This window comes from Delftia sp. WSY_22 (genome assembly GCF_043104185.1).
Lineage (GTDB): Bacteria > Pseudomonadota > Gammaproteobacteria > Burkholderiales > Burkholderiaceae_C > Comamonas > Comamonas tsuruhatensis.
The window spans coordinates 1-20,246 of record NZ_JBICKN010000004.1; the positions used below are offsets into that span (position 1 = coordinate 1).

Annotated in this window: 18 protein-coding genes and 2 tRNA genes; 12 read left to right on the top strand and 8 right to left on the bottom strand. The window is 67.7% G+C overall.

Going from position 1 to position 20,246, the window contains the following annotated elements; genetic code table 11:
- Positions 1–87: 87 nt before the first annotated feature.
- A complete protein-coding gene (locus tag ACF8NF_RS00400; protein ID WP_047473008.1) occupies positions 88–969 on the bottom strand; it encodes a LysR family transcriptional regulator in 882 nt (293 codons plus the stop codon).
- A gap of 205 nt (positions 970–1,174) precedes the next feature.
- Between ACF8NF_RS00400 and ACF8NF_RS00405 the strand changes: the two genes are divergently transcribed.
- The gene (locus ACF8NF_RS00405; protein WP_392449893.1) at positions 1,175–2,689 is read left to right on the top strand and encodes an MFS transporter; all 1,515 of its coding nucleotides are present in this window, start codon (positions 1,175–1,177) and stop codon (positions 2,687–2,689) included.
- A gap of 39 nt (positions 2,690–2,728) precedes the next feature.
- Positions 2,729–3,130 (top strand): group II truncated hemoglobin, encoded by a 402-nt coding sequence (locus ACF8NF_RS00410; RefSeq protein ID WP_034367729.1) that lies wholly within the window; start codon positions 2,729–2,731, stop codon positions 3,128–3,130.
- Between the two features lie 80 nt (positions 3,131–3,210).
- Here the strand turns inward: ACF8NF_RS00410 and ACF8NF_RS00415 are convergent, their stop codons facing one another.
- Positions 3,211–4,632 (bottom strand): FAD-binding oxidoreductase, encoded by a 1,422-nt coding sequence (locus tag ACF8NF_RS00415; protein ID WP_016454802.1) that lies wholly within the window; start codon positions 4,630–4,632, stop codon positions 3,211–3,213.
- Between the two features lie 334 nt (positions 4,633–4,966).
- On the opposite strand from ACF8NF_RS00415, the gene ACF8NF_RS00420 reads away from it, so the two are divergent.
- Both ACF8NF_RS00420 and ACF8NF_RS00425 read left to right on the top strand, forming a co-directional pair.
- A complete protein-coding gene (locus ACF8NF_RS00420) occupies positions 4,967–5,365 on the top strand; it encodes a nuclear transport factor 2 family protein (protein WP_016454801.1) in 399 nt (132 codons plus the stop codon).
- A 124-nt stretch (positions 5,366–5,489) separates the two neighbouring features.
- The gene (locus ACF8NF_RS00425) at positions 5,490–6,932 is read left to right on the top strand and encodes an amino acid permease (protein WP_016450754.1); all 1,443 of its coding nucleotides are present in this window, start codon (positions 5,490–5,492) and stop codon (positions 6,930–6,932) included.
- 47 nt (positions 6,933–6,979) lie between these two features.
- On the opposite strand, the gene ACF8NF_RS00430 is transcribed toward ACF8NF_RS00425, so the two are convergent.
- Complete coding sequence (locus ACF8NF_RS00430) at positions 6,980–8,503, bottom strand: PLP-dependent aminotransferase family protein (RefSeq protein WP_126312803.1); 1,524 nt, start codon at positions 8,501–8,503, stop codon at positions 6,980–6,982.
- A gap of 183 nt (positions 8,504–8,686) precedes the next feature.
- On the opposite strand from ACF8NF_RS00430, the gene ACF8NF_RS00435 reads away from it, so the two are divergent.
- The 3 genes from ACF8NF_RS00435 to greB all read left to right on the top strand — a co-directional run bounded on the left by ACF8NF_RS00435 (position 8,687) and on the right by greB (position 9,683).
- Positions 8,687–8,763, top strand: a tRNA-Arg gene (locus ACF8NF_RS00435).
- A 159-nt stretch (positions 8,764–8,922) separates the two neighbouring features.
- Positions 8,923–8,999 (top strand) — tRNA-Arg (locus tag ACF8NF_RS00440).
- Between the two features lie 117 nt (positions 9,000–9,116).
- Positions 9,117–9,683, top strand: a complete 567-nt coding sequence (gene greB / locus ACF8NF_RS00445) for a transcription elongation factor GreB (protein ID WP_017407186.1) — start codon at positions 9,117–9,119, stop codon at positions 9,681–9,683.
- Between the two features lie 6 nt (positions 9,684–9,689).
- Here greB and ACF8NF_RS00450 read toward each other — a convergent pair whose 3' ends face one another.
- On the bottom strand, positions 9,690–11,075 hold the full coding sequence (locus ACF8NF_RS00450) for a lytic murein transglycosylase (RefSeq protein WP_392449886.1): 1,386 nt from the start codon (positions 11,073–11,075) through the stop codon (positions 9,690–9,692).
- Between the two features lie 88 nt (positions 11,076–11,163).
- On the opposite strand from ACF8NF_RS00450, the gene ACF8NF_RS00455 reads away from it, so the two are divergent.
- Entirely contained in the window at positions 11,164–12,021 is an 858-nt protein-coding gene (locus ACF8NF_RS00455) for an NAD-dependent protein deacetylase (RefSeq protein ID WP_203399863.1), read from the top strand.
- A 27-nt stretch (positions 12,022–12,048) separates the two neighbouring features.
- On the opposite strand, the gene ACF8NF_RS00460 is transcribed toward ACF8NF_RS00455, so the two are convergent.
- The 4 genes from ACF8NF_RS00460 to ACF8NF_RS00475 form a co-directional block, all read right to left on the bottom strand.
- Positions 12,049–14,316, bottom strand: coding sequence for a bifunctional (p)ppGpp synthetase/guanosine-3',5'-bis(diphosphate) 3'-pyrophosphohydrolase (locus ACF8NF_RS00460; RefSeq protein ID WP_016450309.1), 2,268 nt, complete (start codon positions 14,314–14,316; stop codon positions 12,049–12,051).
- A gap of 101 nt (positions 14,317–14,417) precedes the next feature.
- Entirely contained in the window at positions 14,418–14,621 is a 204-nt protein-coding gene (gene rpoZ / locus ACF8NF_RS00465) for a DNA-directed RNA polymerase subunit omega (RefSeq protein ID WP_016450310.1), read from the bottom strand.
- A gap of 18 nt (positions 14,622–14,639) precedes the next feature.
- On the bottom strand, positions 14,640–15,269 hold the full coding sequence (gene gmk, locus ACF8NF_RS00470) for a guanylate kinase (protein WP_016450311.1): 630 nt from the start codon (positions 15,267–15,269) through the stop codon (positions 14,640–14,642).
- Positions 15,270–15,313: 44 nt separating this feature from the next.
- Complete coding sequence (locus ACF8NF_RS00475; protein WP_017407182.1) at positions 15,314–16,207, bottom strand: YicC/YloC family endoribonuclease; 894 nt, start codon at positions 16,205–16,207, stop codon at positions 15,314–15,316.
- Positions 16,208–16,296: 89 nt separating this feature from the next.
- On the opposite strand from ACF8NF_RS00475, the gene ACF8NF_RS00480 reads away from it, so the two are divergent.
- From ACF8NF_RS00480 to hemW, 4 genes are all read left to right on the top strand, one after another.
- A complete protein-coding gene (locus ACF8NF_RS00480) occupies positions 16,297–17,328 on the top strand; it encodes a serine/threonine-protein kinase (RefSeq protein WP_016450313.1) in 1,032 nt (343 codons plus the stop codon).
- The gene (locus ACF8NF_RS00485) at positions 17,325–18,230 is read left to right on the top strand and encodes a PP2C family serine/threonine-protein phosphatase (RefSeq protein WP_016450314.1); all 906 of its coding nucleotides are present in this window, start codon (positions 17,325–17,327) and stop codon (positions 18,228–18,230) included. Before ACF8NF_RS00480 ends, ACF8NF_RS00485 begins: the two co-directional genes overlap by 4 nt.
- A gap of 99 nt (positions 18,231–18,329) precedes the next feature.
- On the top strand, positions 18,330–18,932 hold the full coding sequence (gene rdgB, locus ACF8NF_RS00490) for an RdgB/HAM1 family non-canonical purine NTP pyrophosphatase (RefSeq protein ID WP_034367744.1): 603 nt from the start codon (positions 18,330–18,332) through the stop codon (positions 18,930–18,932).
- Complete coding sequence (gene hemW / locus ACF8NF_RS00495) at positions 18,929–20,173, top strand: radical SAM family heme chaperone HemW (RefSeq protein ID WP_016450316.1); 1,245 nt, start codon at positions 18,929–18,931, stop codon at positions 20,171–20,173. The genes rdgB and hemW overlap by 4 nt, the downstream gene beginning before the upstream one ends.
- Positions 20,174–20,246 lie beyond the last annotated feature (73 nt).

Sequence of the window (20,246 nt, forward strand, 5' to 3'; positions counted from 1 at the left end):
ACCCGGCCTCGAAAAACAACCACCCGGCAGGGGCAGAAACGAGCAACAGCAGGGACAAGAACGAGCAACAGCAGGGGACGGCCCCGTTCAAGACTCCTTGAACAGCCTCTCCCCCACAAAATCCACAAACGCCCTCACCTTAGGCGACAACTGCCGACTCGACGCCCACAGCGCCGAAAACTGCCCCGTGTGCGTCAGGTCCTCCGCCAGCACCCGCTGCAGTTCGCCACGCCCCAGTGCATCCCGCGCCAGGAAGTCCGGCATATAGGCCAGCCCCATGCCCGCCACGGCCGCGCCCAGCATGGCTTCCATGTTGTTGCAGACCAGGGCGGCGGGCAGGTGGGGCGGCATGCCGGGCAGCACCCATTCCTCCAGCTTGCCGCTGCTCAGGAAGCGGTAGCGCAGGCAGCTGTGCTGTGCCAGTTCGGCGGGGGATTGCGGTATGCCTCGTGCCGCCAGGTAGGCGGGCGAGCCGGCCAGGATGAAGCGAAACGGCCCCAGCCGGCGCGCGACCAGGCGCGAGTCGGCCAGTTCGCCGCTGCGGATGACCACGTCCAGGCCGGCCTCGACCACGTCCACCAGGTGATCGTTGAAGTCCAGGTCCAGGTCAACCTCCGGGTACAGGGCCTGGAACTCGGGCAGCACAGGCAGCAGGAAGCGGTAGCCGATGGTGGGCAGGCTCACGCGCAGCCGTCCGCGCGGCGCCTCGGCGGCGGCCTGCATGGTGGCGCGCGCATCGTGCAGTTCATCCAGGATGCGGCGGCAGCGCTCATGGAACAGCGCGCCTTCCTGTGTGAGCCGCACCTGGCGCGTGGTGCGCTGGAACAGGCGCAGGCCCAGCTGCTGTTCCAGCCGCGCCACGTTCTTGCCTACGGCCGAGGCCGAGATGCCCAGGGCGCGCCCGGCCTCGGCAAAGCTCAGCAGGTCGGCTGCACGCACAAAGGATTCGAGTCCGCTGAAGCTGTCCATGTCGATTGCCAACCTTGGGTTGGGAGTGTGGGGAGTCTGGCGCCTATTTTCACGGCATTGCAGCGCTTTTATCGTTCATGCATGCCTGGCCATGTGCGGCCGGGAAATTGCGAAAGCCTTGCCAACCATGTCCTCCTGCCTGACTTCTTCCCGCGCACCGGGTGCGCTCCACGGCACAGCGCGACCGCATGCATCCCCGGTCTGGGTGCTGTTGTCGGTCTGCCTTGCAGCGCTGGCGATGCCGCTGAGCTTTACCGGGCCGGCCGTGGCCCTGTCTGCGCTGCGCGAGGCGCTGGGCGGCGGGCCGCTGGCGCTCAACTGGGTGACGAATGCCTTCATGCTGAGCTTTGGCGCCACGCTGATGGCGGCCGGCGCGCTGGCCGATCTGCATGGGCGGCGGCGCGTTTTCCTGACCGGGCTGGGCGTGGTGCTGGCCAGTGCGCTGGCCCAGGCCTGCCTGGGCGGGCAGGGAGCCATCGTCGTGTTCAACCTGCTGCGTGCGCTGCAGGGCCTGGGCGCGGCGGCCGCGCTGGCGGGCGGCACGGCGGCGCTGGCCCAGGTGTTCGACGGGACGGCGCGCATGCGTGCCTTCAGTGGCGTGGGCACGTCGTTTGGCGTGGGCCTGGCCTTCGGGCCGTTGCTGTCGGGCTGGTTGCTGGGCGTGGCGGGCTGGCGCGGCGTGGTGCTTTGCGTGGCCGCCGTTGCGCTGGCCGCGCTGGTGCTGGGGCTGCGCTGCATGCCTCAGTCGCGCAACCCGCAGGCGCAGCGGCTGGACCGGGCCGGTGCGCTGCTGTTCACCGCAGCCCTGGCGCTGCTGACCTGGGGCGTGCTGCAGGGGCCGGAGGCGGGCTGGTCCAGCGGGGCGGCGCTGCTGCCGCTGGCCGGTGCCGCGCTGGCGCTGGCGGCCTTTGTGGCCGTGGAGCGGCGCGTGCAGCAGCGCACGGGGCAGCCCATGCTGGACCTGTCGCTGTTTCGCTATCCGCGTTTCGTGGGCGTGCAGTTGCTGGCGGGTGCGCCGGCCTATGCCTTCGTGGTGCTGCTGGTGCTGCTGCCGGTGCGCTTCATCGGCGTGGAGGGCATGGCGCCGCTGCAGGCGGGGCAGCTGATGTTTGTGCTGTCCCTGCCCATGCTGTTCGTGCCGTTGCTGGCGGGCTGGCTCACGCGCTGGGTTTCGGCCGCGCTGCTGTGCCTGGCGGGGTTGCTGGTGTGCGCGGCGGGCCTGCTGTGGCTGGGCGGGTGCGCGCCGGGCACGGCTTTTGCGCAGATGGCGCCTCCGCTGCTGCTGATCGGCCTGGGCATCGGGCTGCCCTGGGGTTTGATGGATGGCCTGGCCGTGAGCGTGGTGCCCAGCGAGCGCGCCGGCATGGCCACAGGCATTTTCAGCACGGTGCGCGTGGCGGGCGAGGGCATGGCGCTGGCGCTGGTGGGCGCGGGCCTGGCGGCACTGCTGTCATGGCGGCTGTCGGCACTGGCTGCCCCACTGGCGCCGCAGGCGCTGGCGGCCACCGGCCCGGCCGCGCAGTTGCTGGTGACGGGTGATCTCGCCGGCGCGCTGTCGCTGCTGCCCGGCCTGCCTGCATCGGCCGTGCTGGTCGCGTATGGCCAGGCCTTTTCCACCTTGCTCGATGTGCTGGCTGGCATCACCGTGCTGACGGCGCTGGGCGTGTATGCCTTCTTGCGGGCCGGCACGCACGCAAGCACGGACATGGCACATGCCTGACAATCGCGGGTTTCACTCAGCCGCCAGCCGCTTCCAGTCATGTCCGAGGAATCCCAGAACAACGCGCCCCAGACCCCCTATGAATGGATCGGCGGCGAGCCCAGGGTGCAGGCCCTGGTGGACCGTTTCTACGATCTGATGGACCTGGAGCCCGGCTATGCCGAACTGCGTGCCGCCCATGGCAGCACGCTGGCCGACGCGCGCCAGAAGCTGTTCTGGTTCCTGTGCGGCTGGCTGGGCGGCCCTGACCACTACCAGGAACGCTTCGGCCATCCGCGACTGCGCATGCGCCACATGCCGTTTTCCATCGGCATCCTGGAACGCGACCAGTGGGTGGCCTGCATGGACCAGGCCATGGGCGAGACCGGCGTGCCCGAGGATTTGCGCGTGCGCCTCAAGGCCAGCTTCATGAACACGGCCGACTGGATGCGGAACCGGTAGCAGGTGGCTGCCCCCGGCGCTGCTGAAAAAAAGGGCCGGCCCCCTGCAGGAGGCCGGCCCAAGCAGCAATCGGTTGGGGTTCAGAGCTTTTCGTCGCGCATGTAGTACCAGTGGTACAGGAACCGCTGCCCCAACCGGCGAAACGGCGCAAACGCGGGCGAGCGCACCATGTTGAAGACGTTCGGATACTCCAGCTCCGAGTTGTAGATGGGCAGCTCGAAGGTCTTGCTCTGGCGGCCTGCGATGCGCTCGGCCATGCGCCGGCCCGCGTGGGCCGAGAAGGAGACGCCGTTGCCGCCATAGCCCACGGCGTAGAAGATGCTCTGGCCCGGATCGGGCTGGAAGACGCGCGGCATCATGTCGTGGCTCACATCGACCCAGCCCCACCAGGAGTAGTCGATGGTGATGCCCTTGAGCGCCGGGAACTTGCGGTGCAGGCCGTCCACCAGCTTGGCCATGTGGATGGGGTTGGGCGCATCGGCACCCGTGACGGCGCTGCGGCTGCCGATCTGCACGCGGTTGTCGGGCAGGCGGCGGTAGTAAAAGCGCAGCGTGCGGGTGTCGGTGATGACCTGGGTGGTCTTGAAGCCCGTGGCCTCCAGCTCCTGCTCGGTCAGCGGCCGCGTGACCAGCGAGTTCGAGAGGATGGGCATGATCTTGGAGCGCAGGCTGCCATGCAGGGCGTTGCTGGTGTAGCCGCCCGTGGCAAAGCCCACGGCGCGCGCCCGCACGGTGCCGCCGGGCGTACGCAGGTGGTGCACGCCGTTGCGCGTCTCGACGCCCAGCACCGGACTGGCCGGGTGCACCTTGACGCCCAGCTCCCGCGCCTTGCGCAGGTAGCCGAAGGCCAGCTTGAGCGGGTGCACGCCGATGCCGTCGGGCTCGTGCATGGCGCCATGGCTGTCGGCATCGTTCACATAGTCGCGGCGCAGCTCCTCGGGGCTGAGCATGCGGGCGTCGTAGCCGAAGACCTCGCGCATGATCTGGGTCTCGTTGCGCAGGAAGTCGAGTTTCTTTTCGCGGTGGGCGATGTAGAGGTGGCCGCCGGGCTGGGGCTCGCACTCGGGGAATTCGGCCACCAGGTCCTTGAAGGTCTGGAAGCCCTCGCGGATCTCGGCGTCGAGCTTGAGCGCCACGTCCTTGCCCCAGCGTGCGATCCATTGCGAGCGGTACAGGCGCCCGCTGGCGTTCTGCCCCTGGCCGCCGTTGCGGCTGGTGCAACCCCAGGCGGTCTGGTTGGCGTCCAGCACCACGGCGCGGATGCCGTGTTCGCGCGCCAGAAACAGGGCCGTGGCCAGGCCCGTGAAGCCCGAGCCGACGATGGCCACGTCCACGTCCATGTCGCCGGTGACCGGGCCGTCATCGTCTGGCGGGCGTCCCGCCGTGCCGACCCAGTAAGTGGGCGCATAGCCCGTGCCGTGGCCCGGGTTGGCGGCCACCAGCGGGTCGTACTGAGGGTCGTAGGGACGCAGGTGGCTGGGGCGGATGTCCTCGGCTTTCATGGCGGATGTCTCCTGGTGCGGCGGCTTGGGATCTGCCGCTTTTTGCTATGGATTCGGTGGAATGGGGCCAATGCCGGCGAGCCCTGCAAGGCGGTGCACCGACGATGGAATCAGCATAGCCAGCAGGCCATGGAGCCAGTTAGCGCCACAGCCCAGCTTTCGATAGAGCCAGCGGCGGCCGGTGCGCGCGCCTGGACCTAACGATTGATGGCATCTGGTTCTAACGGGTCCGTGTGCCTGCTACCTACCATGGCCCATCGACATTTCGATGACGCGGCGCTGCGGCCCTGCCCGGGCCCGGCGCCGTGGGACCCACCACAGACAAGGAGACAGCATGAGCGCAGACACCAACCCTCCCGACGCACAGTTCCTGGCCCGCTTTGCCGAGGCCTGGAACCGCCACGATATCGAGGCCCTAATGGGCTTCATGGCCGATGAATGCGAGTTCCACGCCGTGGCCGGCCCCGACCTCATGGGCCGCAGCTTCATCGGCCGCCAGGCCGTGCGCGAGGGCTTCCAGATGGCCTGGCAGGCCTTTCCCGATGCGGCCTGGCTCGATGGAGACCACTTCGTGCAGGGCGACCGTGGCGTGTCCGAGAGCACCTTCAAGGGCACCAAGGCCGACGGCCTGCGCGTGGAAGCGCGCATGGTGGATGTCTTCACCTTCAAGGACGGAAAGATCGCCGTGAAGAACGCCTTCCGCAAGGACCGCCCGCCGGTGGCGGCCGCCTGACGGCGCGGGGCCTTGCGGCCCCGTGCCACCGGGAACACCGGATACGCCACGGCAAGGCGCGCACCTGCGCAGCCACCACAACAGAGCATCAGCCGTGGCGCCTGAATAAAACAGGAGACAAGACATGATCGGAAATCAGCACGCCTCTTCACCGGGGCTTTCGCACGGGCTCAAGGAACGCCACATGACCATGATCGCCCTCGGTGGCGTCATCGGCGCCGGGCTGTTCGTGGGCAGCGGCGTCGTCATCAAGTCGGCCGGGCCGGCCGCGATTCTTTCCTTCCTCATCACGGGCCTGCTCGTGGTCCTGGTCATGCGCATGCTGGGCGAGCTGGCCTGCTCCATGCCCGGGGGAGGCTCGTTCTACGAGTTTGCGCGCGAGGCCTGGCGCGACCGCCCCGGCGTGGGCCGGCTGGCAGGCTTTCTGACGGGCTGGATGTACTGGTACTTCTGGGTCATCGTCGTGGCGCTGGAGGCCGTGGCCGGAGCCGACCTGGTGCGCTACTGGCTGCCCGATGTGCCCAACTGGAGCATCAGCCTAGTGCTGCTGGTGATGCTGACGCTGACCAACCTGGTGTCGGTCAAGTCCTTTGGCGAGTTCGAGTTCTGGTTCGCCTCCATCAAGGTGGCGGCCATCGTGGTCTTCCTGTTCGTGGCCGGCGTCTACGTGCTGGGCCTGACGCCCGCCTCGCAGGGCATGCACTTCGGCAACCTCACCGGCAACGGCGGCTTCATGCCCAACGGCATCGTGCCCGTGCTGACCGGGGCGGTGGCGGCCACGGGCTTTTACTTCGGCGCCGAGATCGTGACCATTGCCGCCGCCGAGACGGCCGAGCCCCAGAAGGCCGTGGCCAAGGCGACCAACTCGGTGATCACGCGCGTGCTGGTGTTCTATGTGGGCTCCATCTTCCTGGTGGCCTGCCTGGTGCCCTGGAATGCGGGCGGCATTGCCACGCCGTATGTCAGCGCGCTCAACACCATGGGCGTGCCGGCCGCCGCGCAGATCATGAATGCCATCGTGCTGACGGCCGTGCTGTCGGCGCTCAACTCGGGGCTGTATGCGTCATCTCGCATGCTGTTCGCGCTGACGCGGCGCGGCGACGCGCCCCAGGCGCTGGCCAAGGTCAGCCGCAATGGCGTGCCCACGCGGGCCATCCTGGTGGCCACGCTGTTCGGCTACGGCGCCGTGGTGATGTCCTATGTGTCGCCCGACAAGGTGTTCGCCTTCCTGGTCAATTCCTACGGCACGGTGGCGATCTTCGTCTACATCCTGATCGCCATCTCGCAGCTGCGCCTGCGCGCCCGGCTGGAGCGCGAGGCGCCCCACCAGCTCAAGGTGCGCATGTGGTGCTATCCGTACCTGACCTGGTTCGCCATCTTCGGCATGCTGTCCATCGTCATCGCCATGGCCTTCATCCCCGAGCAGCGCACGCCGCTGGCGCTGGGCGTGGCCAGCCTGTGCATTTTGCTGCTGGCCTACGCCGTGCGGCAGTTCCTGCAGCGCGGCGTGGCGCCCGTGGTGACATCGCTGTCCGAGGCTGCGCGGCCCGAGCCGCAGAAGTACTGACCCAGGGGCGACGGGACCGGCAGGGCCGGTCCCGGCCATTCCTTGCGTTACTGCTGCTCCTCACGGATCGCATCGGCCAGGGCCTTCACGCCCTGGCCGATGTCGTTGGCGGGTATGGATTGGTAGCCCATGCGCATGTAGCTGCCGGGCGTGCCCGGGCGGGCGAAGAACACATCGCCGGGCTCGATGAGCACACCATGCGCTGCGGCGCGCTGCGCCAGGGCTTCGACAGGAATGTGGTCGGGCAACTGCACCCAGCACGAGCCGCCGCCGCGCACGGGCGTGATGCGGCAGCCGGGCGCATGCTCGGCCATGGCGGCCGTGAGGGCTGCGTGCCGCTCCTTCTGCGCCTGGGCCAGGCGCCGCTGCTGGGCCTCGTAATGGCCCAGGGAGATGAACATGGCCAGCGTGCGCTGCACGAAGGTGGCGGGGTGGCGGATCATGAGCCGGCGCAGTGCGCGCAGCTCGCGGATCAGCTCGGGCGCGGCCACGATGTAGCCCACGCGCAGGCCCGGCGCCAGGCTCTTGGACAGGCTGCCCACGTAGATCACGCGGTTGCTGCGGTCCAGGCTCTTGAGCGCCGGAATGGGCTGGCCGTCGAAACTGCTCTCGCTCTCGTAGTCGTCCTCGATGAGGATGATGTCGTGCGCCTCGGCCATCTCCAGCAGCGCCTCGCGCCGGGCCAGCGGCATGGTCACGCCCGTGGGGCACTGGTGGCTGGGCGTCACGTAGAGGTAGTCCAGCTGGCGCAGCAGCGGCGTGACCGGCAGGCCCTGGCCGTCCACCGGCAGCGGGATGACCTGGGAGGTGCGGCTGCTGAAGATGTTGCGCGCGTCGGGGTAGCCGGGCTCTTCGATGCCCACGGCCGTGCCCTCGCGCATCAGCAGGTCGGCCACCATGTAGAGGGCGTGCTGCGCACCCACGGTAATGATCAGCTCGTCGGCCGAGGCCCAGACGCCGCGCCTGGGCAGGATCTTGGTCTGCACCTGCTGGATCAGCATCTCGTCGTCGCGCGCGATCTGGTCGGGCGCCCACTGGCGTATGTCCAGCACGCCCAGGGCCTTGAGGCAGCATTCGCGCCAGGCGGCCGTGGGAAACAGCTCCTTGTCGAACTGGCCGTACAGAAAGGGATAGGGGTAGCGCTGCCAGTCCTCTTCCTTGACGATGCTGCGCTGCTGGCTGGGCAGCAGCCACAGGCGCCGCGACCAGTCGGTGCGGCGGCCTTCGCCAGGGGGGCTGCTGGCCGCAGCGCCGCCCGGCGTGCGCCCCTTGAGTACGTCGGGATGGATGAAGTGGCCCTTGCGCTGGCGGCTCAGCAAAAAGGCTTCCTCGGCCAGCTGCTGGTAGGCCAGCACCACGGTGATGCGTGCCACGCCCAGGTGGCGCGCCAGCTCGCGGCTGGAGGGAATGGATTCGCCGGGTGCGAGGATGCCCGAGAGGATGGCATCGACCAGCATCTCGCGGATCTGGCCCTGCAGGCTCAGGGAGGGGCGGGCGCTGCGGCGAAACAGCTGCCCCCACATGGCGCCCTCGGGCGGTTGCGGCTGCGTGGCCGCGCGCTTGTCTGTCATGTCTTGTCGTTTCCGCCGCTGCGGCGGGCCGCTCGCTGTGTTTGTCTCCCGCGCAGGTGCAGGGCAGGGCCTGCATCCGCGACCGGCCAATATAGGCCAGCGCGGTGCGCCACGGGGCCCGGAGTTTGCGATGGTTGCAATTTTTGCGGAGAGGCCAGAAATTGATATACAATCGTTGTCTTGGCGGCTGTAGCTCAGCTGGATAGAGTACTTGGCTACGAACCAAGGGGTCGTGGGTTCGATTCCTGCCAGCCGCACCAAAACGACAAGCCTCAGAACTGCAAAGTTCTGAGGCTTTTTCGTTTCAGGCGCCCGCACGGAGGCCGTGGCCATGGTTCAGGCACTGGTCAACGGTTATTTTTCGATATTTTCATGGTTTTCCGTAGGCGTTCAAAAAGCACGCTATAATTCGAAGCTTGGCGGCTGTAGCTCAGCTGGATAGAGTACTTGGCTACGAACCAAGGGGTCGTGGGTTCGATTCCTGCCAGCCGCACCAAAACGACAAGCCTCAGAACTGCAAAGTTCTGAGGCTTTTTCGTTTGTGCTCAGTTGGTGTCGAGGTTTGTGCGGCGTCTTCGCCTGCTGCGGTGATCTGTGTGAAGATCGGCTCCCTATGAGCAAGGCTTTCACCAAGGAATCCGACGGCGACGACGATGATGAAGTCGGCCTGCCGCCCTTGCCGCCGGGCGGCAAGAACTACATCACGCCCCAGGGCTTCGCGCGGCTCAAGGGCGAGCTGCTGGACCTGATCGACAACGAGCGCCCGCGCATCGTGGAGATCGTGCACTGGGCGGCCAGCAATGGCGACCGCTCCGAGAACGGCGACTATCTGTACGGCAAGAAGCGCCTGCGCGAGATCGACCGGCGCATCCGCTTCCTGACCAAGCGGCTGGAGATCGCCGAGGTGGTCGATCCCTCCGTGCATGCCGGCAGCGAGCAGATCTACTTCGGCGCCACCGTCACCTACGTCGATGACGAAGGCGAGGAGCGCACCATCACCATCATGGGCATCGACGAGGCCGACAGCGCACGCCAGCAGGTCAGCTGGATCGCACCCGTCTCGCGCGCCCTGCTCAAGGCCCGTGTGGGCGACGAGGTGGCCCTGCCCACCCCCGCAGGTGTGCGCACGCTGGAAGTGCTGGAAGTCACCTACCCGGAGCCGGGCAGCGCCGCCGGGTGAGAGCGTTCAGGGCTGCAGTTTCTGCAGCAGCTCCAGCGTGGGATAGCCATCGGCCACCAGGCCCTGGCTTTGCTGGAACTGGCGCAGGCCCGCGCGCGTGGCCGGGCCCATCACGCCATCGGCCGTGCCGGCTGAAAATCCCCGTTCGTTGAGCGCTGCCTGCAAGGCGCGCAACTGCTCGCGCGACAGCGGGGCCAGATCGCGCGGCCAGGCCGCCTGCACGCCCGGGCCGCCGGCCAGCTGCTGCGACAGCAGGCCCACGCCCAGCGCGTAATTCACGGAGTTGTTGTAGCGCAGGATGGTGCGGAAGTTGGCGCCCACCATGAAGGCCGGGCCGCGCGTGCCGGCCGGTGCGATCACGCTGGCTTCGGCCATGGCGGGCAGGGCGGAGCCGTCCACGGCCTGCACGCCCTCGGCCGCCCATTGTGCGCTGTCCTGGCGCACGCTGGTCTCGGCGCGTGCATGGTCAAAGCCTGCCGGCAGGCGCACTTCCACGCCCCAGGGCTCGCCCGTCTTCCAGCCCGAATGGGCCAGGTAGTTCGCCGTGGAGGCCGTCACATCGGGCAGGCTGCCCCAGATGTCACGGCGGCCATCGCCATCGGCATCCACCGCATAGGCCAGGAAGACCGAGGGCAGGAACTGCGTATGGCCCATGGCGCCGGCCCAGGAGCCGATCATGTGGGCCGCATCGATGTCGCCGTTGTCGATGATGCGCAGGGCGGCCAGCAACTCCTTCTGAGCCCAGGCCGCGCGCCGGCCGTCGAAGGCCAGGGTGGCCAGCGCATCGACGGTGGGGAAGTTGCCGAAGTTGCTGCCGTAATTGCTTTCCATGCCCCAGATGGCGGCGATCACCTCGGCCGGCACGCCATGGCGCTGGCTGGCCGCCTGCAGCGGTGCAGCCGCTTCGCGCAGCTTGGTGCGGCCCTGGGCAATGCGCTGGGCCGAGACGGCGCTGTCCAGGTACTGCCAGGGCGTGCGCGTGAACTCGGGCTGCGAGCGGTCCAGCTGCACCGCGCGCCGCTGCAGCCGGGCCGGCTCCAGCGCGCTGCTCACGGTCTTGGCGGAGATGCCGGCCTCCAGCGCCTTGCGCGCGAAGTCCCGCTTCCAGGCCTCGAAGCTGGCGGCCTCGGCCTGCTGGGACGCCTCTTGCGCGCCGCTTGCCTCGGCAGCAGGCGCTGCGGCCGGGCCGGCCTGTGCCGCCGCGGCAGGGGCGGCCGCAGCCATGGAAGTCGCCGCAGCGGAAGCTGGCGCTGGCACCGGCGTGGGCGCAGGTCGGGAGGCGCAGCCGGCCAGCAGAGCGGCAGTCAGGGCGGTGGCCAGTCCGGCGCGGGTCAGCATGTGGGGGCCGTTGGCGTTGCTGGGGACGGGGGCGGTGGCATGTGCGTGGGGCATGCAGCCATTGTCTCCGCTGCGCCCTGGCGCTGAATGCAACACGGTGTTTCCGCACCAAGCCATCCATGGATCGCTATGCTGTGCTCCCATGACTGCTGCACCATCGCCCTCCCTGTCCCCGCCTGTGCAGGATGCCGCGCAGGCGCTGCGTGCCCTGCTGCGCCCTGGCCAGCGCTGGCTGGTGCTGACGGGCGCAGGTTGCAGCACAGGCTCGGGCATTCCGGACTACCGCGATGCGGCGGGGCAGTGGAAGCGGCCCCAGCCCGTGACGCTGCAGGCCTTCATGGGCAGCCATGCCACGCGCCAGCGCTATTGGGCGCGCAGCCTGCTGGGCTGGCCCGTGATGGCGCAGGCCCGGCCCGGCCCGGCCCATGAGGCGCTGGCGCTGCTGCAGCAGCGCGGATGGATGGCCGGCCTGGTCACCCAGAACGTGGACGGCCTGCATACGGCAGCAGGCAGCGAGGGTGTCATCGACCTGCACGGCCGCATTGCCGCCGTGCGCTGCATGGGTTGTGGCGCCGGCATGGGGCGCGCCGCGCTGCAGGCCATGCTGCTGCAGCGCAACCCCGGCTGGGCCGGCCTGAGCGCCCAGGCCGCGCCCGATGGCGATGCCGACCTGGAAGGGCGCGACTTCAGCCGCTTCGACGTGCCGGCCTGCCCGCACTGCGGCGGCGTGCTCAAGCCCGATGTGGTGTTCTACGGCGAGGGCGTGCCGCGCGAGCGCGTGGCGGCGGTGCGGGCCGCGCTCGGGCATGCGCAGGGCCTGCTGGTCGTGGGCTCGTCGCTGATGGTGTATTCGGGCCTGCGCTTCGTGCACGAGGCCGTGGCCCAGGGCAAGCCGGTGGTGGCGGTCAACCAGGGCCGCATGCGGGCCGAAGATCTGCTGGCCTGCAAGTTCGAGCACGACTGCGGCCAGCTGCTTCAGCAACTGGTGCAGGGCCTGTAGAGACGAGACCGGCCCGCAGGGCCGGGGTCAGGGAATGACGCGCGATGCGCGCACCACCGAGTGCACGCGGCGCAGGTTGCGCAGCGCGGACTCCACCTGCTGGTTGTCGTGCACCGAGATCACGAAGCACAGGTCCGTGGTGCTCATGGCGGCCTCGTCGGCCATGTCCACGCGCAGGATATCCACTTCGGCGCCGGCCAGCTCGGCTGCCACGCGGGCGAGCACGCCCTTGCCGTTGTTGACGGTGACGACGATGCGGGCCTCGAAAAGGCGCGCGGCATCGATGTCATCTGCCCATTCCACGACAATGAAGCGGTCGCTGTCCTTTTCCTGCAGGCGCTGTGCGATCTTGCACTGCGCGTGGTGCACGATCAGGCCTTCGCCGCTGCCCAGATAGCCCACGATGGCGTCGCCCGGCACGGGCCGGCAGCACTGCGCGTAGTGGATGGAGCCCTGGTTGGAGCCGTCCAGCAGCACGGCGCCCTGGAAGGGCCGGTTGCTGGCATTGAAGCGTTCGCGCGTGAGCAGCAGGGCGTCGGGCCGGTGGCCGTGGCGCGCCATCAGCGCCGTCAGGCGCGAGGCCACCAGCGACGCAATGCGCCGGCCCATGCCGATGTCCACCATCAGGTCGGCGCGGCTGCGGCTGCCTGCCATGCGCAGCACTTCGTCCCACAGCGCCTGGTTGGCTTCATCGGCCGGCGGCACGGCGTCCATGCCTTCGGCGCGCATGGCCTGGGCCAGCAGGTTCTCGCCCAGGCGTGCCGATTCGCTTTGCGCGGCCGACTTCAGGTAATGGCGGATCTTGGAGCGCGCGCGGCCGGTCTTGACGAAGCCCAGCCAGGCCGGGTTGGGCGTGGCGTCTTCGGAGGTGACGATCTGCACCACGTCGCCGCTCTTGAGTTCGGTGCGCAGCGGCACTTCCTCGTTGTTGATGCGCGCGGCGGTCATGTGGTTGCCGACCTTGCTGTGGATCGCATAGGCGAAGTCCACCACGGTGGCGCCGCGCGGCATGGCCATGATCTCGCTCTTGGGCGTGAACACGTAGACGGCGTCGGGGAACAGGTCCACCTTGACGTGGTCCCAGAACTCGGCGGCATCGCGCGTCTCGTTCTGGATGTCCAGCAGCGATTGGAGCCACTGCGTGCCCAGCTGCTCGGAATCGTGGCCGGGCTGGGCCTTGTAAAGCCAATGGGCGGCCACGCCGGCCTCGGCGACGATGTGCATTTCCTCGGTGCGGATCTGGAACTCGATGTTCACGCCCGAGGGGCCCACCAGCGTGGTGTGCAGCGACTGGTAGCCATTGTTCTTGGCAATGGCGATGTAGTCCTTGAAGCGGCCCGGCATGGGCTTGTACATCTGGTGCAGCACGCCCAGCGCCGTGTAGCAATCGATCACGCGCGGCAAGATGATGCGAAAGCCGTAGATGTCCGTCACCTTGGCAAAGCTCAGCTGGTTCTTCTCCATGCGCAGATAGAGCGAATACAGCGTGCTTTCGCGGCCGGCAAGGCGGGCCTGCAGCCCCGCGCCGGCGAACTCGGCATTGACCTCGTCCTGCACGCGCTGGACCAGGTCGCGGCGTCGCTTGCGCGAGCGGGCGATGGCTTTTTCCAGCGTGGCGTAGCGCCAGGGATGCAGGTGGCGGAAGGCCAGGTCCTGCAGCTCGCGGTAGGTCTGGTTCAGCCCCAGGCGGTGGGCGATGGGTGCGTAGATCTCCAGCGTTTCCGATGAGATGCGGCCCCACTTGCTGCGCGGCATGTCGCCCATGGTGCGCATGTTGTGGGTGCGGTCGGCCAGCTTGATCAGGATCACGCGCACATCGCGCGCCATCGCCAGCAGCATCTTGCGGAAGGATTCCGCCTGGTTCTCTTCGCGCGTGTTGAACTGCAGCTTGTCCAGCTTCGTGAGGCCGTCGACCAGCTCGGCCACGTCCTGGCCGAAGCGCTGGGCGAGATCGGCCTTGGTGACGCCGCAGTCTTCCATCGCATCGTGCAGCAGCGCGGCCATCAGGGCCGGGGCGTCGAGCTTCCAGCTCGCGCACAGCGCCGTGACCGCGATGGGATGGGTGATATAGGGTTCGCCGCTGCTGCGCCACTGGTCGCTGTGGGCCTGGTCGGCGAAGGCATAGGCTTCGCGCACCTGCTCGATGCTGGTGGCATCCAGGTATCCCAGGTGCTCCATCAGTCCGGCAAAGGCATTGGCCGACACGGCGGTTGCCTGCTCTGCAGACATGCGCTCGGGCCGGGGTGGCGGTACGGGATCAGAGGGGGCTGTGAACGAAGTCAAGGCCGCTTTCATGACTTAAATGTAGCGTGCATGCTGGTTTGTGCAGGCTTCATGTAAAAAAAGCACCGCTGTGCGGTGCTCTTTGTGGGGCCATTGTGTTGCTTTGCAGCAAATCAGCCCGGAACCTTCTTCAGCATCTCGATGCCGACCTTGCCTTCGGCGATCTCGCGCAGCGCGGTGACGCCGGGCTTGTTCTTGGTTTCGATCTTGGGCGTGTGACCCTGGCTCAGCATGCGTGCGCGGTAAGTGGCGGCCAACACGAGCTGGAAGCGGTTAGGGATCTGCTCCAGGCAGTCTTCAACAGTGATGCGTGCCATCAGGATCTCCGGGAAACGTCAGTTGGGTTCAGAAATATTGAGAGACTCGAAGGTCTCTGCGCGGCGGCTGCGCTGAGCCGCATACTTGAGGCGCTGGGCGTGGATGATCGTCTTGAGATCAAACAGTGCGCTCTCGAACAATTCGTTGATTATAACGAAGTCGAATTTTGCCACCTGGGCCATCTCCTCGGCCGCGTTCTTCAGGCGCAGCTCGATCACCTCGGGCGCGTCCTCGCCCCGGTTTTCCAGGCGGGCACGCAGCTCGTCCCAGCTGGGCGGCAGGATGAAGATCAGCACGGCGTTCGGAAACGCTTGCTTGACCTGCAGTGCGCCCTGGTAGTCGATCTCCAGCAGCACGTCGGTGCCGACCTGTATGCGCTCTTCCAGCGCCTTCTTGGCCGTGCCGTAGCGGCGGCTGTGCACGTTCGCCCATTCGACGAAGGCGTTGTTCGACACCATGGCGTCGAACTCCTGGTCGGAGACGAAGTAGTACTCGCGGCCGTGCTTTTCCTGGCCACGGGGCGCGCGCGTGGTGTGGGAGACGGAAGGGGAGACGCGCGCATCGAACTCGCGCAGCGCGCGCACCAGGCTGGACTTGCCGGCCCCGCTGGGGGCCGAGACGACAAAGAGGTTTCCGGGGTAATCCATGGAATTTTGCGCAGTGTGTTCACGCATGGGCATCTGTGTTGGGCTTATTCGATGTTCTGCACCTGCTCGCGCATCTGCTCGATCAGCACCTTCATGTCCACGCTGATGCGGGTCAGCTCCAGCGTGGCGGACTTGGAGCCCAGCGTATTGGCTTCGCGGTGCAGTTCCTGGATCAGGAAGTCCAGGCGCTTGCCGATCTCGCCGCCCTTCTTGAGCAGGCTCTGGATCTCGTCCAGGTGCGAGTCCAGGCGGGTGACTTCCTCGGCCACGTCGATGCGGATGGCAAAGGCGGTGGCCTCGGTCAGGGCGCGGTCCTGGGCGGCTTCGGGCGCCACGGCGCCTTCGGCCAGGGCCATCGCTTCCTTCCAGCGCTCCATGAAGCGCAGGCGCTGCTGCTCCACGAGCTGGGGCACCAGGGGCGTGGCATCTGCCGCGAGCTTGCGCAGCTGCGCGATGCGGTCCAGCAGCATGGTGGCCAGGCGCTTGCCTTCGCGGGCGCGGGCCTCCAGCAGTTCGGTCAGGGCCTGCTCTGCCAGCGTGGGCAGCACGCTGCTCCAGTCAACGGCCGAGTTGCCGCTGCCGCTGGCCAGGCGCAGGGCGTCGGAGACGGACAGGCTGCGGGCGTCGGGCAGCCAGGACTGGACAGTGTCCTGGAGCATGGCCAGGCGCTGCAGCATGGCGGTGGAGGGGTCGGGCAGGGAGTTGCCGTCGTCGTTGTCGATGGCGGCGCGCACCTCGACCTTGCCGCGCTTGAGGCGGGCGGTCAAAAGGGCCCGCAAGGCTGGCTCATGCGCGCGCAGTTCGTCGGGCAGGCGGAACGAAAGATCCAGGAAGCGGCTGTTGACCGAGCGGATCTCCAGACCGAGCCGGCTGTTGCGGCCCGACGCTCCACCATCTTCTTCGGACGCGCCGTGCTGGGCACTGGCGTATCCGGTCATGCTGTAAACTGGCATTGGACTTTTGATGGATGCTTGCAATTGCCCGATTATCCGGGTTTCGCCCCATCCCTGAGACTCACCGGAGAAAAATGTCTTCCAAGATCAAGCCGGCGCCATTGCCGCCAGGCAGCACGATCGGCGGCTATCGGGTGGTGCGCAGGCTTGCTTCCGGCGGTTTCGGCGTCGTTTACCTGGCCTTGGATGCAGAGGGCAAGCAGGTCGCGATCAAGGAATACCTGCCCGCCTCGCTGGCCACCCGTGCCCCCGGAGAGCTGCAGCCCGCCGTGGCGCCCGAAAAACTTTCGCTGTACCGCCTGGGCCTCAAGAGCTTCTTCGAGGAAGGGCGTTCACTGGCGCAGATCTCGCACGCTTCCGTGGTCAGCGTGCTCAATTTCTTTCGCGAGAACGAAACCGTCTACATGGTGATGAACTACCTGGAGGGTGCCACCCTGCAGGACTTCGTCGTCACCGCGCGCGAGCTCAAGGCCGAGAAGGTGTTCCGCGAATCGACCATCCGCTCGCTGTTCGACGAGGTGCTGCGCGGCCTGCGCATCGTGCACCAGCACAAGATGCTGCACCTGGACATCAAGCCGGCCAACATCTTCATCACCAATGACGACCGTGCCGTGATGATCGACTTCGGCGCGGCGCGCGAGGTGCTGTCCAAGGAAGGCAACTTCATCCGCCCCATGTACACGCCGGGCTTTGCCGCGCCCGAGATGTACCGCCGCGACGCATCGCTGGGGCCCTGGACCGACATCTACGCCATCGGCGCCTGCATCTATGCCTGCATGCAGGGATTTCCGCCCAACGAGGCGCCGCAGCGCCAGGACAAGGACCGGCTCACGCTGGCGCTGACCAAGCTGCGCGGCGTGTATTCGGACAATCTCATCGAGGTGGTCGAGTGGTGCATGGCCGTGGACCCGGGATCGCGTCCGCAGTCGGTGTTTGCGCTGCAAAAGGAATTGAGCCGCGAAGGCGAGCGCCGCTACACCAAGCTCAGCGTCTCCGAGCGCATGCGCCTGCAGCTGGACACGCTCGTGACCGACGCCAAGAAGAACATGCAAAAGATCAGCGGCGCAGCGGGCCTGCCAGCCGTGGGCCAGGAGCGCAAGCCATGAGGTTTTCGGTATTCCAGCTGAGCCGCCGCGGCGGCCGTGCGCTCAATGAAGACCGCATGGGTTACTGCTACACGCGGGAAGCCGTGCTCTTCGTGCTGGCCGACGGCATGGGCGGCCATCCCGAAGGCGAGGTCGCCGCGCAGCTGGCGCTGCAGGTGATGTCCGTGCATTTCCAGCGCCAGGCCAAGCCGCTGCTCGAAGATCCGCAGGGCTTTCTGGTCGATGCGCTGCTGCACGCGCACCGGCAGATCCTGCGCTATGCCAGCGCCAAGGGAATGATCGACACGCCGCGCACCACGCTGGTCGCCGCCGTCATCCAGAAGGGCAAGATCACCTGGATCCATTGCGGCGACTCGCGCCTGTACCTGGTGCGCGGCGGCGAGCTGCTGGTGCGCACGCGCGATCACTCCTATCTGGAGATGGGCGAGATCGCCGCGCAGCTCAAGACATCGAGTCGCAACGTGCTGTTCACCTGCCTGGGCTCTCCGTCCAAGCCTATCTACGACGTGACCGAGCCGCGCCGGCTGGAGCAGGGCGACAAGCTGCTGCTGTGCTCCGACGGCCTGTGGGGCAGCGTGGACGAAGGGCACCTGCTGCGCACCCTGCACGGCCGCACCGTGTCCCAGGCCATTCCCCAGCTGGTCGATACGGCGCTGCGCAATGCGGGCGATGCCAGCGACAACGTCACGGCCATTGCCATGGAGTGGGAGACGCCAGACGCCTTCGAGTCCACCATGGGCATCTCCACCCAGGACATCGAGAACGACGCGTTTGAATCCACGATCCAGGGCGGGGCAATCGAAGACCTGGAAGATGAGCTCGACGACGCGGCCATCGAGCGCTCCATCGCCGAGATCAACGAAGCGATACGCCGCTCGGCCGAGCGCCAGTTCAAGCGCTGACCGCCGCTGCCGGCCCGCGGCAGCGGTGCCGTTGGCGCGCATGGACTACCGAACCTATTGACGACAAAGGGCGCACGGGCGCCCGACTGGATTTCTACGATGAAGATTGTGTTGGCCTCCAACAACCGCGGCAAGCTCGCCGAGCTGCAAGCCATGTTCGCCCCGCTGGGGGTGGAGCTGATCCGCCAGGGCGACCTGTTCGAGGGCGAGGCGCCCGAGCCGCATTGCACCTTTGTGGAGAACGCGCTGGCCAAGGCCCGCTTCGCGGCCGAGCGCACGGGCCTGCCCGCCATTGCCGACGACGCCGGCATGTGCGTCTCGCACTTCGGCGGGCTGCCGGGCGTGGATACGGCCTACTACTGCACGCAGTTCGGCTACGAGAAAAGCGACGACAACAACGTGCGCGCGCTGCTGGAGCAGATGCAGGGCGTGGCCGACCGCCGCGCCGCCATGGTCAGCACCCTGGTGGGCGTGCGCAGCGCAAAGGATCCCGAACCGCTGATCGCCATGGGCCGTGTGCAGGGCGAGATCACCACCGAGCGCCGTGGCACGCAGGGCTTCGGCTTCGACCCCGTGATGTACATCCCCGAGCTGGGCCAGACCTTCGCCGAGATGGACCCGGCCGTGAAGCACGCGCATAGCCACCGCGGCCGCGCCACGCTGCAGATGATCGAACTCGTGCGCGAGCGCTGGGTGCGATGATTCCCATCCAGCCCCAGGATGCGGCCTCCGGCGCCCAGGCCGCCGTGCAGCGCGACATCCAGCACTACATGCGCCCCGGCACGCTGCAGCTGGGCAGCCTGCCGCCGCTGTCGCTGTATGTGCACCTGCCCTGGTGCATTCGCAAGTGCCCGTACTGCGACTTCAACTCGCACGAGCACGGCCGCGACGGCCCCGAGCTGCCGGAAGACCGCTACGTCGACGCCCTGGTCGCCGACCTGGAAAGCGCGCTGCCGCTGATCTGGGGCCGCACCGTGCACAGCATCTTCATCGGCGGCGGCACGCCCAGCCTGTTCTCGCCCGAGGCCATCGACCGGCTGCTGGCTGCCATCCGCGCGCGCCTGCGCATGGAGGCCGATTGCGAGATCACCATGGAGGCCAACCCCGGCACCTTCGAGACCGACCGCTTCCGCGCCTTTCGCGCGGCCGGCGTCACGCGGCTGTCCATTGGCGTGCAGAGCTTCGACGACCGCTTCCTGCAGGCCGTGGGCCGCGTGCACGACGGCGCCCAGGCGCGTGCGGCCGTGCGCGAGGCGGCCGACAGCTTCGAGACCTTCAACATCGACCTGATGTACGCGCTGCCCGGCCAGACCGAGCTGGACCTGGCGCGTGACCTGGACGTGGCCCTGTCCTTCGCGCCGCCGCACCTGTCGGTCTATCACCTGACCATCGAACCCAATACGTATTTCGCCAAGTTCCCGCCGGCCATTCCCGAGGACGACCTGGCCTACGACATGCTGGACCGCATCACCGCGCGCACCGCCGCCGCAGGCATGCAGCGCTACGAGATATCGGCCTATGCGCGCGAGGGCCACCAGTGCTGGCACAACCGCAACTACTGGCAGTTCGGCGACTACCTGGGCATAGGCGCGGGCGCGCACAGCAAGCTCAGCTTTGCGCACCGCATCGTGCGCCAGGTGCGCTTTCGCGATCCCGCACGCTACATGGACCAGGCCCTGGCCGGCGCGCCACTGGCGCAGGACGGCGAGGTGCGCCGCGCCGACCTGCCCTTCGAGTACATGCTCAACGCGCTGCGACTGCGCGAAGGCTTTGCGCTGCAGGACTTCATGGAGCGCACGGGCCTGCCGCTGTCGTCCATCGCCAAGGGGCTGGATGCAGCACAGGCCAAGGGCCTGATCACGCGCGACCTGGGCCGGGTGGTGCCCACGGAGCGGGGCTTTGACTTCCTCAGCGACCTGCAGGAGCTGTTCCTGGCCGAGTGAGCGGGCCAACGACCATTGAAAAAGGACGCCTCGGCGTCCTTTCTTCATCCAGCGCCACCGCGCAATCGGTCGG

Coding starts and splice junctions, on each gene's coding strand:
- ACF8NF_RS00420 (WP_016454801.1), top strand. CDS start 4,967: ATGAGCGCAGACACCAACCCTCCCGACGCACAGTTCCTGGCCCGCTTT.
- ACF8NF_RS00485 (WP_016450314.1), top strand. CDS start 17,325: ATGAGGTTTTCGGTATTCCAGCTGAGCCGCCGCGGCGGCCGTGCGCTC.
- hemW (WP_016450316.1), top strand. CDS start 18,929: ATGATTCCCATCCAGCCCCAGGATGCGGCCTCCGGCGCCCAGGCCGCC.
- ACF8NF_RS00455 (WP_203399863.1), top strand. CDS start 11,164: ATGACTGCTGCACCATCGCCCTCCCTGTCCCCGCCTGTGCAGGATGCC.
- ACF8NF_RS00480 (WP_016450313.1), top strand. CDS start 16,297: ATGTCTTCCAAGATCAAGCCGGCGCCATTGCCGCCAGGCAGCACGATC.
- ACF8NF_RS00450 (WP_392449886.1), bottom strand. CDS start 11,075: ATGCCCCACGCACATGCCACCGCCCCCGTCCCCAGCAACGCCAACGGC.
- ACF8NF_RS00400 (WP_047473008.1), bottom strand. CDS start 969: ATGGACAGCTTCAGCGGACTCGAATCCTTTGTGCGTGCAGCCGACCTG.
- ACF8NF_RS00425 (WP_016450754.1), top strand. CDS start 5,490: ATGATCGGAAATCAGCACGCCTCTTCACCGGGGCTTTCGCACGGGCTC.
- ACF8NF_RS00475 (WP_017407182.1), bottom strand. CDS start 16,207: ATGACCGGATACGCCAGTGCCCAGCACGGCGCGTCCGAAGAAGATGGT.
- rdgB (WP_034367744.1), top strand. CDS start 18,330: ATGAAGATTGTGTTGGCCTCCAACAACCGCGGCAAGCTCGCCGAGCTG.
- ACF8NF_RS00410 (WP_034367729.1), top strand. CDS start 2,729: ATGTCCGAGGAATCCCAGAACAACGCGCCCCAGACCCCCTATGAATGG.
- ACF8NF_RS00415 (WP_016454802.1), bottom strand. CDS start 4,632: ATGAAAGCCGAGGACATCCGCCCCAGCCACCTGCGTCCCTACGACCCT.
- rpoZ (WP_016450310.1), bottom strand. CDS start 14,621: ATGGCACGCATCACTGTTGAAGACTGCCTGGAGCAGATCCCTAACCGC.
- ACF8NF_RS00430 (WP_126312803.1), bottom strand. CDS start 8,503: ATGACAGACAAGCGCGCGGCCACGCAGCCGCAACCGCCCGAGGGCGCC.
- gmk (WP_016450311.1), bottom strand. CDS start 15,269: ATGGATTACCCCGGAAACCTCTTTGTCGTCTCGGCCCCCAGCGGGGCC.
- ACF8NF_RS00460 (WP_016450309.1), bottom strand. CDS start 14,316: ATGAAAGCGGCCTTGACTTCGTTCACAGCCCCCTCTGATCCCGTACCG.
- greB (WP_017407186.1), top strand. CDS start 9,117: ATGAGCAAGGCTTTCACCAAGGAATCCGACGGCGACGACGATGATGAA.